Source organism: Serratia sp. BW106 (genome assembly GCF_002607755.1).
In the GTDB taxonomy this organism is placed as follows: Bacteria; Pseudomonadota; Gammaproteobacteria; order Enterobacterales; family Enterobacteriaceae; genus Serratia; species Serratia proteamaculans.
Window position 1 is genome coordinate 138,861 of record NZ_MCGS01000021.1, and the last position, 14,838, is coordinate 153,698.

Here is a 14,838-nt window from a genome sequence, read left to right on the forward strand (position 1 = left end):
ATTGGCTTATCTCCCTGTTTTAAAACTATTTAAAATAATGTGTTGATACCATGACCCACCTCACGACCTGAATAAAGGGGACTGTTATCGAACGAAAATTGACGTAAAATCACAATTATTATCACTGCGGTAAAGAGAGGGAACCGTGATACCTGTAGAACGCCATCAGCAAATTTTAGCGCTGGTATCAGAACGTGGGGTGGTCAGCATTGCTGAATTGACCGAACGGCTGGGGGTGTCGCACATGACTATCCGCCGCGATCTGCAAAAGCTCGAAGAGCAGGGGGCGGTACTGGCGGTGTCGGGCGGCGTGCAGTCGGCAGAACGGGTGGCGATCGAGCCTTCTCATCAGGATAAGGAAGGGATGTACAGCCAGCAGAAAGCGGCCATTGGCCAGTTGGCGGCCCGGCAGATCCCTCCTGACAGCTGTGTCTATCTGGATGCGGGCACCACTACGCTGGCGCTGGCCAAGCATATCAGCGATCGCGACGATCTGACGGTGGTCACCAATGATTTCGTGATTGCCGGTTACCTGATTGAACACAGCCAGTGCAAAATCATTCACACCGGCGGTACCGTCTGCCGTGAGAATCGTTCATGCGTGGGTGAAGCCGCAGCGCAGGCGTTGCGTGGGTTGTTTATCGATCTGGCATTTATTTCCGCTTCGTCATGGGGCATGCGCGGGTTGTCGACGCCGAACGAAGACAAGGTGATGGTGAAGAAAGCCATTGTCGACGCCAGCCGCCGCTGCATCTTGCTCAGCGACACCTCTAAATACGGTAAAATCGCTACCTATTTGGCGCTGCCGATAACGGTATTTGACGCGATTATTACCGATGACAATCTGCCCGCCGCCGCGCGCGAGGCGATCTCGCAGGCAGATATCATGCTGATGACGACCGGGGAATGAGAGGCTAAAAACAGAAAACCCCCAGATGGGGGTTATGGCGTATCGTTGGAACGGTAGCGGCTGATGACCCGCCCCGGCGTACCGAGACAACCTCGTTCACGCCATTCCTGACACCTTTGTTCCCACCAGGCATCATGGAAAGCTTGTATGGCCTGCAGGCGCTGTTCTTTAATACTCAGAAAGTCCGAGCTCTGCTCCTGAGATTGATCTAAGACGTTAGATTTCGATGACATATAAACCGTCCTTTATGAATTCCATTTTGTACAAATACTGTACTCTCTGAGCATGTTTTTTCAAGAGTGAATCATAGATTTTGGCCAAGGCGGGTCTTAAAGGTACGCTAAAAACGAGCTTTGCCTGATATTGGGTAACGAAGTCGGTAATAGTTTTACCTATTCCCTCGACGAACAGGCGCTCACGTTCGGAAAATGTATACCCCATGGGGGTATAGGTATCGAATGCAGAGCGTCCTTGCCTGATGGCAAGATTCAGTGCTTTGACGTCATAAAACTCTATGGCATAAGCGTTATCTAAAAAGTCAGGGTCGGTATAAACATGCGTAAACCATGCCCGCATTTCTTGAGTGATATTTTTGAAATCAAGGTAATATTCAGCAGTTTTTTCGTCACTTTTGCTTACTGTTATCTGATATCTGAATTCACCCGCCCGTAGCGAATAACGTTCAGTAACATCAATCTCCATGATAAAATCCTTTTTATTATTACTTTTCCAATAGTTACCTTCCTTTTTAGTGATGAATTATTAACAACGTCGGAATACATGTACTAGCCGTCAGCGGGAATTCTGCGCAGTGTTGCGCAAAAAACTAAATGCCGCTGAACCAGTTATAGCCCTGGTCTTCCCAGTAGCCACCGGGGTTGGTATCGCTGACAAAAATGGCGGCGATATGTTTGGCATTCTTGAACCCCAGTTTGGTCGGCACCCGTAGCCGCAGTGGGTAGCCGTAATCCGCCGGCAGCGCTTTGCCGCCGAAATCCAGCGCCAGAATCGTCTGCGGATGCAGCGCGGTGGCCATATCGATGCTGGAGTAATAGCGGTCCGCACATTTGAAACCGACATAGCGGGCGTTCAGATCTGCCCCGACATGCTGCAGGAAGTTGCGCAGCGGCACGCCGCCCCACTGGCCGATGGCGCTCCAGCCTTCGATACAGATCAAGCGGGTTATCTGGCTTTCCTGCGGCAGGCGTTGCAGCTGTTCCAGCGTCCAGGGTGCCTTTTTTTCAACTTTGCCAGAGACTTCCAGCCGATAGCTGGCGAGATCCACTTCCGGCACGTTGTACTCGGGGTAAAACGCATTGAACGGGAACGGATGGGTGATCTGCTCCGGGCGATAGGTCTGTGCCAGCTTTTGACCGTTGAACAGCCAGGCTTGCACCCGATCGTTCCAGCGCGACATGGCCCACAGTACTTTATCCACCTGATCCCCGTCCTGCAGGTTACAGCCGCTCAGCATGGCGATACCGCCCAGCGTCAGGCCGGATCGCAGCATCAGGCGGCGTTGTAAATTGACCAGCTGTTTCTTTTGCGCCGGCTCCAGCGTCGGTGCCGCAGGGCGCTGTTTTTTGTCATTCATGTTTGCCACCCGTAATCATTGCCCATAGCGTGCGCGGCACGATAATCACCATCAGCAGGTGGATCACCACAAACAAGCCAATGCCGGACATAGCGAAAAAGTGAACGTAACGCGCGGTGTCAAAGCCGCCGAACAGGCTCACCAGCCCTTGCAGTTGCACCGGCTTCCAGATCGCCAGCCCGGAGAGCACCAACAGCAGGCCCAAAGCTAGCACGCCGAGGTACATCAGCTTTTGAATCGCGTTATAGCGGTCGTGCTGATGTTTTAGCCGCAGCGTGAGCGCCTGCCAGATATCTCGTCCTAAGCTGCCTGCAGTGAGCGGCAGCAGGTCGCGTCGGAAATGGCCGCTGAACAGGCTCCACAGCAGATAGCACAGTGCATTGCCTGCCAGCAGCCACATTACTGCCAGATGCCAACCAATCGCGCCGCCCAACCAACCGCCGAGCGTAACCTGCGGCGGAAAGCGAAAGCCGAACAGCGGTGAGGCGTTATAGATTTCCCAGCCGCTCATAAACATACAAACCATGGCGAACAGGTTAATCCAATGGGTGATACGGACCGGCCAGCGATGCACCGGTCGTGGCGCGTTGGTTTTCATCACGAACTCCCGAATTACATTGGCGGAACGGTGCCGTTTTTACCGGCAGAAATGCGGGTGGCTACGCGTTCGCCCTTGTCGTCAGTCGCGGAGAACAACACGATGTGCACGCCAGGTTTCAGCAGGCTGCGATCGCCGGGATCGAGCGTGACGATCGGCACATCTTCCGGCACGTTGACGGTTTTCTGCTGGTTACCGTAGGTCACGGTCAGGGTACGGCCGTTGGATTTAACCAGTTTGCCGACGGTGCCGTTGGTCATGGTATCCACCTTGCCGTCGGCAGATTCCCAGGCCGAATGGCCTTCACCGGTGCCGCGCAGGCTGGCGGCGAACACGTGGACTTCCAGCGCCTTCAGGCTGCCGTCCGCTTGCGGTACCGCGGCGGTGCCGATAAAGCTGTCCGGTTTGATGTCATCCAGCGTGCCTTTCGAAACGCTCAGCACCTTGGTCTGGTCGTTGAGTTTTACGCTGATCTTTTCCCCTTTGCGGTCAGTGACCTGCAGGCTGCTGTCGGTCACCTGATCGATAGTGCCGCGCAGGGGAGCAATCACTTTTCCTGGCGTTTGAGCCGCAGCGGCGGCTCCGCTGCACAGCATCAGGGTGGACAGCAGTAAACCGGCAAAACGATGACGGGTAATCATAATGTTCTCCTTTGTTTAGGTTGCCGGTTAAGCATGGTTGAACAATAGGGACAGCACCATGTCCGTTTAATGACATTAATGTCATCAAGCATGTCCGCCGAAACTGCTAGTATTTCCGCAGGTGTAATGAGGTGGCGACAATGCGGATATTGGTAGTTGAAGACGACATCAGCACGGGTGATTACCTGAAGAAAGGGCTGGGGGAAGCCGGGTACAGCGTCGATTTGGCGCGTAACGGCACCGACGGCCTGTTCCTGGCGCTGGAGCAGGGCTACGATGCCATCGTGCTCGACGTGATGCTGCCGGGGTTGGATGGTTGGCAGATCATTGAGGTACTGCGCAAGAAAAGCGACGTGCCTATTTTGTTTCTGACCGCCCGCGACGGGGTACAGGATCGTATTCATGGGCTGGAGCTCGGGGCCGATGATTATCTGATTAAACCGTTTTCCTTCACCGAACTGGTGTTGCGACTGCGCACGCTGCTGCGGCGTGGCACGGTGCGTGAGGCCGACCACTATGCGATTGCCGATCTGCAACTTGACGTCCTGCGCCGCAAAGCGGTACGGCAGGAACAGGTGATCTCGCTGACCAACAAAGAATTCATGTTGTTACATCTGTTGGTTCGTCGGGAAGGGGAGGTATTGTCTCGCACCATGATCGCCTCGCAGGTCTGGGACATGAACTTTGACAGCGATACCAACGTGGTGGATGTGGCGATCAAGCGGCTACGCGCCAAGATTGACCGACCCTTTGACGTCAAGCTGATCCACAGCGTGCGCGGTATCGGCTACGTTTGCGAGCCGCGCTCATGAAGGCCCTGGCTCAACGCTGGCGTGCGCTGTCGTTGACACTGCGCAGTGCCATGCTGTTTGCGCTGGTGGCGGCACTGGTGGTCAGCGGTGCGGGAGGATACCTGTACGGAGCCATGCGTCAGGAGATGACTATCCGCAGCGATTTGCAGGTCACCGGCCGCGTGGAGTATTTCCGCCATTTATTGAGCCAGCGTTTTCCGCTCGACCGGCTGACGGCGAACACCGGCCTGTTCGAAAATATGCTGGGCAATGAACAGGATGTCCTTATTTTTCAGCAACTTGGTCAAAAGCCGTTAATCAACGTTAACCCGTCCCGATTGACCCTGCCGCCAATGACCCCGACGCCGGTGGGCACACCGCAGCGGTTGACTGCGGTACAGGGTGGGCTGACAGAGCAAGGCGTGCCCTTGCGTGCCGTCTCGGCGTTGGTCAGGCTACAGGACGGCAACCTGCTGCAGATCTCGGCGGCCCATGTGATGGTCAATGAACAGAAGATGTTGGCGCGTTATCTTTGGCGAATTGTGGCCGCGGTGGTGGTGGCGTTTGTCCTGATCGCCTTGCTGGGGTATTGGGTGATGCGTCGTGGGCTGCAGCCATTATGGCGTATGGCGGCGCAGGCGGCGGTGATCACGCCGAATACGCTGTCGACTCGCCTGAGTGAGCAGGGCGCGCCGAAGGAGCTACAGCAACTGACTCGTTCATTTAATGCCATGCTCGATCGTCTGAACGATGGCTACCAGCGTCTGACACAGTTTTCCGCCGATTTGGCGCATGAGATCCGCACTCCGGTGGGCGCGCTAATGGGGCAATGCCAGGTGGCTCTCTATCAGTCGCGCAGCGTGGAGGAGTATGAAACCCTGCTGTCGAACAATATGGAGGAGCTGGAGCGCATTTCACGCATGGTGGAAAACATTCTGTTCCTGGCGCGTGCGGGAGAAGGGCAAGCCGTGCTGAACGCCAGCCGGCTTGATGTGGCGCAAGAGCTGCAGCGAGTGGCGGACTATTTCGAAGGTCTGGCAGAAGAGCGCGGTATGACACTGGTTTGCCAGGGGGAAGGGCAACTGTTGGCGGATGCGATGCTGTTCCAGCGTGCATTGAGCAATTTGGTTGCTAATGCGGTGCGTTATGCCGATGAAAATAGCCAGATACAGTTGCAGGTGCTTAGCCAGCCGACGGGGGAGACGGTGATACAGGTGGTTAATCAGGGACCGCCGATTGCCCCGGCGCATCTGGACAAGTTGTTCGACCGTTTTTACCGGGTCGACGCTGCCCGCAGTGCCGGCAGCCATGCCAGCGGTCTGGGGTTGGCGATCGTCCGTGCGATTATGACGCTGCATGGTGGTGTGAGTAGTGCTCACTGTTCCGCAGGGAATCATGCTGTCCGGATCACCTTCAGCCTGACCTTTCCCGCTGCGGATTAATTTAATTACGCTGTTTAAGGCTATTTTTTACGTCAATAATATAGTGACATAGGGTATTATTGACGTAAATGTTATTCGTAACATTTTACTTTCATTTCCTTCCTTATTGCCTCTATAACCCCCGTATCAAGTGATTAACTCTGCTGATGATTACGTCAATTTTGCGCTTTACCCTTTGATTTCTGGTTAAAAATAACACTGTTAAAATTTATGCAATATTATTTATTCATTAAAAATGCTTGCAATAAATGAACGGAAAGGATTTTTAGCTTAAAGGCGGTAATTTACAAAACAAAACACTAACTTTAAGAACCTTTACATATAAATATATCAATGGTTGTGATGTTTGTATAATCTTTGGTTATGGTTTATGAGAAAAATCTTATATCTAAAATAGTAAGGAAAGAGACATCCATTCTGTGGCGTTAATTGATTTTCATTTCGATTGCTAGCTGAGATTGACCAATTAACCTGATTAAATATTGCTTAATATCCCATTAACATTTAACGCCGGCGATAAATAATCACTAGAGTGACCTTTAAAAAATGAAATATAGATTAAACGACCACATTATTTTTGATGTGGATACGGGTACCCTGAGCCAGACGGAGTTCTCTGATGACCCCATCTCTATTTCCAATCCTTCAAAACGATTACTGCTGCTATTGATTACCCATCATGGTGAGGCCGTTTGCAGGGAAGTGATATTCAAGAAGGTTTGGGATGATTATGGCATGGTTTCAGGCAACAATAATCTTAACCAGTGTGTGAGCAAACTGCGTCGGGTAATTAAAAATCTGGGCATTGAGGAAGAGGTAATCGCTACCGTTCCCAAAGTCGGTTTTATGCTGCGCTATGAAATAGAGGTGGAATCCTGTGACGGTTCGCAGGACAGCTTCACGGACGAAGACATACCCGTGGTTCCGCGAGCCTCAGATCAACCTGAAATAGCCTCATCGCCCGCAGAGCCGCCAGTCACCGGGATGGTCTACGCCGGCTATTCCCGGCGTTGGTGGGCGATAGCCAGCGTAGTCGCGCTGGGGGTGATTATGTTGGTGGTGGCCATTAGCAGCTATCTCACCGGATCGGTTTCCCGGCAGGAAATTTATCTGGGTAAGGCCAACAGCTGCAAGGTTTTCATGTCTATGCCCGGCGCTGCGGCCGCCGCCAGTGCCGGTCTGAGCCGTGACATTCTGGCCTATGCCGCTCCGCAGACAGCAGAGTGCAGCGGTGATGAGTTTTTGTTGGTGGTACGCAGCAACCAGGTGCGCTCGTACATTTCCGGCATTTCCCGGCTATTTTTCCTGCGTTGTCGCATTTTGCGTGAGCACAGGGTCGAAATTTGTTCTGGTCTTGAAAGCGACAAAGCAGCAATTATCAATTAATCGGTGTCAGGATGAACACCACCCCGGGGGAAAGGAATATGCCGCCAATATTATCACCTTGATATTAACCACTTAACTTTCACTGCCTGGCTATTAATGCAGCATTTTTATGGCGCAACATTTATACTTTGCCAACCTGTGATGCTCGACATTTCCGCCTTGATCGCTATTTTTATACCTACTTTTCGGTAATAGATTATGACGAATACCCCTATCAGGGAGACTATTCTTTTTTATGAACCCAATCCCTGGGTGAGAAAAGGATTACGGGCGCTTATTGACCCTGAGCCCACACACTATCAATTTGCCCACAGTATCAGGGAAATAGACGCTGTGCTGAAGGAGAATGAGAAACAAATCCTCATTATGGAGTTATATAATGAAAGTGAGAATTTGTATGATGTATTACGCTTCATTCTGACCATTAACGATTTCTGGCCGAAGACGCCGCTGATCATATTTACTGAAATCACCAACGCCAGCATATTGGCGATGCTGGCGGCGGAGGCGCATTTATCCCTGGTGGCAAAAGAAGATCCGCTGGATTGTTTGTTCGAGGCCTTTGCCGCTGCCGATACGGGGGTGGGGTATCGCAGTCCGGGTATTCAGACGGCATTGACTCAACCCGTAGAGCCTCTTTCCCGCAGTGAATGGCGCATATTGGCGATGATGATTACCGATACCAATCCGCAACGCATTGCCCGTGTCACGCATCGCAGTTATAAAACGGTGAGTACCCATAAGTTGAATATCATGCGCAAACTTGGCCTTAATCAGGTGGGGTTTATGCGTTTGATTCTGGCTTTTCGCCTCCAGCACCCAGTCTGAAAGTAAGTCGTCGGTCTGTCTTGGCTCCGGGGCAGTCGGCGACGTATTCCCCTTCTCCTCAGATCTTTTATTTATGCCGGGCGCCTCATTCCGGCAGAATTGATTTAAATCAAATTAAACATCCTACAAAAACAATCAGGAAGGTCGTATTTTGATTTGGCGTAACTGAGTGTTTTATATACAGTTACGGCCGCTTTATTTGTCCGTAAAATAATAAGTTTTTTGTCCTTAGAGACGATGCTGTTTGGGATTTTAACCTTAAAATTGGTTTTATAAATATTAATATCAGAATTTAAAACTAAATATTTATCAATTGACAGTTAATGATTCTTTTTTGATCTAATGCGGTTACTCTTCATCTCGTCAAGCAGACTGGCTAAAGCAGGTCACGCTAATGGACGCACAATCATATTCAAAGTTGAAGGGAGTTTTACCATGAAGAAAATTACACTGGCTCTGGCAATCATTTCAGCCTTCGCTGCGGTCAGCACTGCACAAGCCGCCGACGTCACCGCTCAGGCGTTGGCCACCTGGTCTGCTACTGCGAAGAAAGACACCACCAGCAAGCTGGTTGTTACCCCTATTGGCAGCCTGTCCTTCAACTATGCGGAAGGCATCAAGGGTTTTAACAGCCAGAAAGGTCTGTTTGACGTGACCGTGGAAGGGGATGCTACCGCGACCGCATTCAAACTGACTTCCAAACTGGTTTCCAACACCCTGACTCAGCTCGACACCTCAGGTTCCACCCTGAACGTAGGTGTGAACTACAACGGTGAAGCCGTAGAGAAAACCGCTGAAACCACCATGATCGATACCTCTGCCGGTATTCTGGGCGGCAACCTGAGCGCGCTGTCCAACGCTTATAACCAGGCTGTTCGCACCAGCGCACAAGATCAGTTCACCTTCACCATCATTGGTGCCACCTCTGACGGCACTACCGCCGTGACGGATTTCAGCACCTTGCCTGAAGGGATCTGGAGCGGCGATGTGAGCGTTGAATTCAACGCCACCTGGACCGCGTAACTTCCCAGGTTCACCGCTATAAAACAGGGGGGCAACTCCCTGTTGTTTATCGCCACAGAAGCTCGTCATTGGAATGCCACCATGAAACACATCTCTCTCGCCGCTCTCCTGCTGTTATCGCTGTCTCACCCTGTTTTCGCGCTGGATGTCGGTGAGATCAGTTCATTCATGTACAGCGATAGCGCGCGTCTGAGTAAAGAGATCAAGAACACCACCGACAGTGGCCGCCTGGTGAACATCAAAATCGAGCGTATCTCCAGCCCACTGGAATCCGGAGCCGTGGTGCCGATGGGCAGCAAGGACGAAATGTTGCTGTCACCGGCCAGCCTGATATTGCCAGCCAACGCCAGCGATGTGATCCGCTTTTATTACAAAGGTCCCGCTGACGGCCAGGAGCGCTATTACCGCATCGTCTGGTTCGATCAGGCGCTGAGCGACGTAGGGCAAAACTCGGCCAGGCGCAATGCTGTTGCGACCACCTCTGCGCGTATTGGCACCATTTTAGTGGTGGCGCCAAGGCAGGACCAATTCAATTACCAGTTTGCCGACGGACAGATCAAAAACACCGGCAACGCCACTTTCAAGGTGGTGGCCTACGGCAACTGCCGCAGCAAGAAAGACGGCAATGACTGCAAGGAAAACTATTTCGTAATGCCGGGCAAGGCACGTGGTTTCAGCAAAGTGGACGTCAACGACAAGAAAGGTCGCGTGGCGCTATGGCATGGCGACCAGTTTATCCCGGTGAAATAGAGCAGGTTGTCTGCGATGAAACGGAATGCACCACATTAAAGCAAGGAGTGGCATGTGAAGGCTGTGCTGTTGAGAACGCTGCTGGCCAGCGGGGTGATGGCGATCCCTGCGGTGTTGCTACCGGGCCAGACGGTGAACGCTGCCGGGCTGACCCAGATTGACGGTGTGTTAATCCCACAGACCTTCAGCCTGGCGCTGCGCGAAGGCATGAGTATTCCATTACTGCTGCACTTTGAAAAAAATAGCGGCGTAAAAGATGACCGCCGTATTGGTCACGCCTTTTTATACCTGGATAACAATCAGCTGAAAATCCGCCAGATTACGCTGGAAGACGGTGACGATGGCACGCCGCTGACTGCAGAGACCATCAGGCAATTGCAGGCGCTGCAGGAAGCCGGCTTTGACCCGCAGCAGCGCATTGCACTGACGGATGACGCCTGGCTGGCGCTGGATTTCCGCCAGCTTAATTTGCAACTGGTGGTGAAAGAGGCGGCGATGGGAACCCTGTTGCGTGCTCGCTCCAGTGACATCGGCGTTTCCAGCGTGGACGCCATCAGCAGCACGCTGGATTATAACCTCGGGGTTTACGATAACCGCACCCGGGCCAGCGAGGGCAATACCTCCAGCTATTTGTCGCTCAACAGCGTGACAGCCCTGCGTGAGCATCATGTGGAAGTTAACGGTTCCGTCTATGGTATCGGCAGCGGCGATGAGAATGCCACGCTGTATAAGGCGATGTACGAACGTGATTTTGCCGGCCGTCGCTTTGCCGCCGGCATGCTGGACAGTTGGAATCTGCAGTCGCTGGGGCCGGTCACCACCATCAACTCCAGCAAAATTTATGGCCTGTCTTACGGCAACCGCGCCAACTCGACCGTATTTGATAACAGCCAATCGCTGACGCCGATCGTGGCGTTCTTCCCCTCGGCGGGGGAAGTACATTTGTCGCGCGAGGGACGACTGCTGAGCGTGCAGAACTTCGCCATGGGCAACCATGAAGTGGATACCGGCAACTTGCCCTACGGCATTTATGACGTTGAGGTTGAGGTAGTGGTCAACGGTCGGGTGGTGGATAAACGCATGCAGCGGGTAAACAAGTTGTTTAGCCCCAACCGCGGTGCCAATGCACCGCTGGCCTGGCAATTTTGGGGCGGGATGATCCGCATGGACGACTGGCGTGGTGATGATCAACGCCAACGGCAGGCCAAGGATTCTTACCTGATCGGCGCTTCGGCCACCGGTAACCTGCAGACGCTGAACTGGGCGCTTTCCGGTTACTCGTTTGACAGCAACGCGGTGGGCGAAAGCCGTATCAGCGTGCCATTGACCCAATCCATTCAGTTCAACGTGCAGAACATGGCGGCGTCTGACCATTCCTGGAGCCTGGTCAACAGCGTCAGTGCTGCGCTGCCCGGCGGTTTCAGCAGCCTGTGGGTCAACCAGGAAAAAACGATGATTGGCGACAAGCTGCTGCAAAACGATGCGCACAACCGCGCCATCGGCGGCACGATGAATTTTGGCGCGCTTTGGTCGCCGTTGGGCAGCCTAAGCCTCAGTTACAACGACGATAAAAAGAACAGCAGCCACTATTACAACGCTGATTATTATCAAAATATTTTCACCGGTCGTTTTGGCACGCTTGGCGTGCGTGCCGGCGTTCAGCGCTACAACAACGGTGGCTACAGTTCGAATACCGGTAAATACATCGCACTCGATTTTTCACTGCCGATGGGCAACTGGCTCAGCGCCGGGGTTTCAAACCAGAACGGCTATACCACCGCTAACCTGGCCGCGCGTAAAGATATTCAAGACGGGCCAATCCGTACCCTTGGCGCCAACCTGTCACGGGCGATCTCCGGTGACACCAACGGCGACAACAGTATGAATGGTGGTGCCTACGCGCGCTTTGACACCAAGTATTCCGCCGGTACGGTCAACGTCAGCAGCTCTGCCGACGGTTACGTTAACACCAGCCTGACCGCCAGCGGCAGCGTGGGCTGGCAAGGGCGTGATATTGCGGCCAGCGGCAGAAATGAGGGCAATGCGGGCATCATCTTTAACACCGGCATCGAAAATGACGGCATGCTGACCGCCCGGGTTGATGGCCGGACGGTGAAGCTGACCGGCAATAAAAACTATGTGCCGTTGTCGCCTTACGGCCAGTACGAAGTTGAGTTAATGAACAATAAAAACTCGGCGGAAAGCTTCGACATCGTCACCAGGCGCAAGAGCAAGCTGACGCTGTATCCAGGCAACGTGGCGGTGATCACGCCGGAAATTAAACAGATGGTGACGGTGTTTGGCCGCATCAAGGCGGAAGACGGCACGTTGCTGGCTAATGCCTATATCAAAAACCATATCGGCCGCACCCGCACCGATGAGAAAGGTGAATTCATTATGGACGTCGATAAGAAATTCCCGGTGATCGACTTTACCTACAGCGGTAACCAGAGCTGCGAAGTGGGCCTGGATCTGAGCAAAGCGCAGGGGGCGATATGGGTTGGCGACGTGATTTGTACCGGACTGAAAACCTATGCGGGTAACCAGCAGGCAGGAGAAATGGCGAATGAAGGCTAAGTTTACGCTGCTGCTGATGCTGTTGGCTGCCTTGCCGTTGCGGGCAGCGATAAACGTGACTAACCGGCCGGATGCCGCGATGGTTAAGTTCGTGTTTGTCGAGAATAACGCCGATGACAACTTTTTTGTCACCCCGTCCGGGGCGCTTGATCCGCGCATGACCGGTGCCAATAAATGGACCGGGCTGAAATACGGCGGCTCCGGCACCATTTACCAGCAGAGCCTGGGCTATGTGGATAACGGTTACAACACCGGCCTGTCGGCCAACAACCGTTTTGACATGTGGCTGGAAAATGCCCCGATCAAGAACCCGTTCCTCGGGCTGCGCTGCATTAACTGGTATGGCGGCTGTAATATGGATACCAGCCTGATTTTGCCGCAGGCCACCGATGAAAAAGGGTTTTATGGTGCGGTAGTGACCTCGGGTGGTGCTAAATGGATGCACGGCATGATGTCGCCGAGTTTCTATCAGTATCTAAAACAGATGGCGCCCGGTGATGCGTTCAGCATGCAGATTAATGGCTGTCAGACCGCAGACGTCTACGATGCCAGTAACGGAGGACGTTGTCAGGATCAGAGCAGAGGTAGCTGGTATAAACGCAACGTGACCCACAGCAAGGCGGCGCATCTGCGCTTTATCAACACCAACGCGGTGTCGGAAGTGTTTGTTAACAGTGACGGCGTGCCGATCATCGGTGAGGGCAATGCCGACTGTAAAAACCAGACTATCGGTTCGCGCTCCGGCATTACCTGCAAAATGGTCAGTTACGATCTGCAGACCGACGGCAGCGTCAGTAACACCTCGATTCATGTGTTCCCGGCGATCAACAATGCGGCGTTAACCTCGGCGACCAACGCCGCCGATTTGCAGTTCAGCCTGGACGGAAACAGCTGGAAAAATACCTCGGGTACCGGCAGTTACTACACCTTTAACCAACTGAAGAGCAGCAATGTGATCTATGTGTTCTTCGCCAGCAACTTTTTCAAACAGATGGTGAAGCTGGGCATCTCCGACAGCGGTACTCGTGACCTGATTAACTTCCGCTTTCAGAACACCACTTCGCCAGAGTCTGGTTGGTATGAGTTTTCCACCTCCAACCAGCTGATTATCAAACCGCGTGATTTCAGTATCAGCATCATTTCTGACGACTACGACAATCAGCCGCACCGTGAGGGCTACGTCGGCCCGGCAGAGCCGCCGCTGGAATTTGGCTATATCGTCACCACCAGCGGCAAGACCGCCGCCGATCAGGTGCGGATGATGGCTACCGGCCCGACGCAGGCCATCAACGGGATTAATTACTGTATTTTTTCCTCGGCGGATAGCCACAGCCAGGTACCCTTTCCGGCCACGCTCAGTATCACCACCAGCACCAATGGCCAGCAGAGCTATGACGCCGGCTGTGACGGGCAGTGGCATGACATGACTAACGCGTTATGGAGCAGTACGCCGTGGAACGATATTTCCGGCGAGGTCGGGGTGCTAAACAAAACCCGGGTGAAGTTCAGCATTCCGATGAATAACCCGATCTCGCTTAAAACGGTGGACGGTAACGGCTGGTATGGCGACGTCAGTGCCGCCGGGGAGATCCACGTTGAAGCCACCTGGCGCAATATTAACTAGAGGAAACGCCGTGAGAAGCTGGCTGTTGTGGCTACTGTGTCTGCCATTGAGCGCGACGGCGATTAATGTCGGCACTCTGACGTTTGCGATGGATCAGGACCAATCGTTCACCGCCAAGCGGGTGCTGAACAATAACCGCAGCGCACGTATTTATCAGGTGACTTTGCGGGCCATTGACCGGCCGGGGGAGAATGAGGCTCGTAGCCGCCCGGCAGACGGCGAACTGCTGTTTGCCCCACGTCAGCTACAACTGCAGGCCGGGCAGGGCGAATATTACAAGTTCTTCTACCGTGGCCCGCAGGATAACCGTGAGCGTTATTACCGGGTGTCATTTCGCGAAATTCCCACCCGCCTTTTCGACCCGGCGCAGCGTCAAACTACCGGCGTCAATCTGGAGCCGATAGTGGTGATGGACACCATTTTGGTGGTGCGTCCGCGCCAGAGCAATTTCGCCTATCGGCTGGATCCGCAGCGTGGCACCCTCACCAATACCGGCAACACCTACTTTAAATTTCTGCTCAAACCCGGCTGCGACAGCACCGATGAAGAGGGGATAACCGAATACCTGCGCCCCGGTGATACGCTGACCCATGCCGGTATTCGGCTGAAAGGGCAGAAATTTATTATCTATAACGACAAATTTATCAGCGTTGATAAAAGCTGCATTAATTAGC

At 53.2% G+C, this 14,838-nt stretch carries 15 protein-coding genes; 10 read left to right on the top strand and 5 right to left on the bottom strand.

Going from position 1 to position 14,838, the window contains the following annotated elements:
• Window positions 1–145: 145 nt before the first annotated feature.
• On the top strand, window positions 146–910 hold the full coding sequence (ygbI, locus tag BEI65_RS15255; RefSeq protein ID WP_099064057.1) for a DNA-binding transcriptional repressor YgbI: 765 nt from the start codon (window positions 146–148) through the stop codon (window positions 908–910).
• Between the two features lie 32 nt (window positions 911–942).
• On the opposite strand, the gene BEI65_RS26845 is transcribed toward ygbI, so the two are convergent.
• The 5 genes from BEI65_RS26845 to BEI65_RS15275 all read right to left on the bottom strand — a co-directional run bounded on the left by BEI65_RS26845 (window position 943) and on the right by BEI65_RS15275 (window position 3,743).
• Window positions 943–1,143 carry a hypothetical protein gene (locus BEI65_RS26845; protein WP_129935463.1) on the bottom strand — a complete coding sequence of 67 codons (201 nt, stop codon included), beginning with the start codon at window positions 1,141–1,143 and terminating at the stop codon, window positions 943–945.
• Window positions 1,127–1,612, bottom strand: coding sequence for a hypothetical protein (locus BEI65_RS15260; protein ID WP_085115871.1), 486 nt, complete (start codon window positions 1,610–1,612; stop codon window positions 1,127–1,129). The genes BEI65_RS26845 and BEI65_RS15260 overlap by 17 nt, the downstream gene beginning before the upstream one ends.
• 124 nt (window positions 1,613–1,736) lie before the next feature.
• On the bottom strand, window positions 1,737–2,504 hold the full coding sequence (locus BEI65_RS15265) for a molybdopterin-dependent oxidoreductase (protein WP_099064058.1): 768 nt from the start codon (window positions 2,502–2,504) through the stop codon (window positions 1,737–1,739).
• Window positions 2,497–3,102: a cytochrome b/b6 domain-containing protein gene (locus tag BEI65_RS15270; protein WP_099064059.1), complete on the bottom strand. Its 606-nt coding sequence runs from the start codon at window positions 3,100–3,102 to the stop codon at window positions 2,497–2,499. Before BEI65_RS15270 ends, BEI65_RS15265 begins: the two co-directional genes overlap by 8 nt.
• Before the next feature lie 14 nt (window positions 3,103–3,116).
• Entirely contained in the window at window positions 3,117–3,743 is a 627-nt protein-coding gene (locus tag BEI65_RS15275) for a hypothetical protein (RefSeq protein ID WP_099064060.1), read from the bottom strand.
• Between the two features lie 140 nt (window positions 3,744–3,883).
• On the opposite strand from BEI65_RS15275, the gene BEI65_RS15280 reads away from it, so the two are divergent.
• The 9 genes from BEI65_RS15280 to BEI65_RS15320 all read left to right on the top strand — a co-directional run bounded on the left by BEI65_RS15280 (window position 3,884) and on the right by BEI65_RS15320 (window position 14,837).
• Window positions 3,884–4,555: a heavy metal response regulator transcription factor gene (locus BEI65_RS15280; protein ID WP_099064061.1), complete on the top strand. Its 672-nt coding sequence runs from the start codon at window positions 3,884–3,886 to the stop codon at window positions 4,553–4,555.
• The gene (locus tag BEI65_RS15285; protein ID WP_099064062.1) at window positions 4,552–5,976 is read left to right on the top strand and encodes a heavy metal sensor histidine kinase; all 1,425 of its coding nucleotides are present in this window, start codon (window positions 4,552–4,554) and stop codon (window positions 5,974–5,976) included. The genes BEI65_RS15280 and BEI65_RS15285 overlap by 4 nt, the downstream gene beginning before the upstream one ends.
• Window positions 5,977–6,522: 546 nt before the next feature.
• Window positions 6,523–7,362, top strand: a complete 840-nt coding sequence (locus tag BEI65_RS15290) for a winged helix-turn-helix domain-containing protein (protein ID WP_099064063.1) — start codon at window positions 6,523–6,525, stop codon at window positions 7,360–7,362.
• Window positions 7,363–7,560: 198 nt separating this feature from the next.
• A complete protein-coding gene (locus BEI65_RS15295; protein WP_099064064.1) occupies window positions 7,561–8,190 on the top strand; it encodes a LuxR C-terminal-related transcriptional regulator in 630 nt (209 codons plus the stop codon).
• Between the two features lie 435 nt (window positions 8,191–8,625).
• Window positions 8,626–9,213 (top strand): common pilus major fimbrillin subunit EcpA, encoded by a 588-nt coding sequence (locus BEI65_RS15300; protein WP_085115879.1) that lies wholly within the window; start codon window positions 8,626–8,628, stop codon window positions 9,211–9,213.
• A gap of 81 nt (window positions 9,214–9,294) precedes the next feature.
• The gene (locus BEI65_RS15305) at window positions 9,295–9,963 is read left to right on the top strand and encodes a hypothetical protein (protein WP_099064065.1); all 669 of its coding nucleotides are present in this window, start codon (window positions 9,295–9,297) and stop codon (window positions 9,961–9,963) included.
• 96 nt (window positions 9,964–10,059) lie between these two features.
• Window positions 10,060–12,540 carry a CS1-pili formation C-terminal domain-containing protein gene (locus BEI65_RS15310; RefSeq protein WP_221344911.1) on the top strand — a complete coding sequence of 827 codons (2,481 nt, stop codon included), beginning with the start codon at window positions 10,060–10,062 and terminating at the stop codon, window positions 12,538–12,540.
• A complete protein-coding gene (locus BEI65_RS15315) occupies window positions 12,530–14,164 on the top strand; it encodes a hypothetical protein (RefSeq protein ID WP_099064067.1) in 1,635 nt (544 codons plus the stop codon). The genes BEI65_RS15310 and BEI65_RS15315 overlap by 11 nt, the downstream gene beginning before the upstream one ends.
• A gap of 10 nt (window positions 14,165–14,174) precedes the next feature.
• The gene (locus tag BEI65_RS15320) at window positions 14,175–14,837 is read left to right on the top strand and encodes a fimbria/pilus periplasmic chaperone (protein WP_099064068.1); all 663 of its coding nucleotides are present in this window, start codon (window positions 14,175–14,177) and stop codon (window positions 14,835–14,837) included.
• Window position 14,838 lies beyond the last annotated feature (1 nt).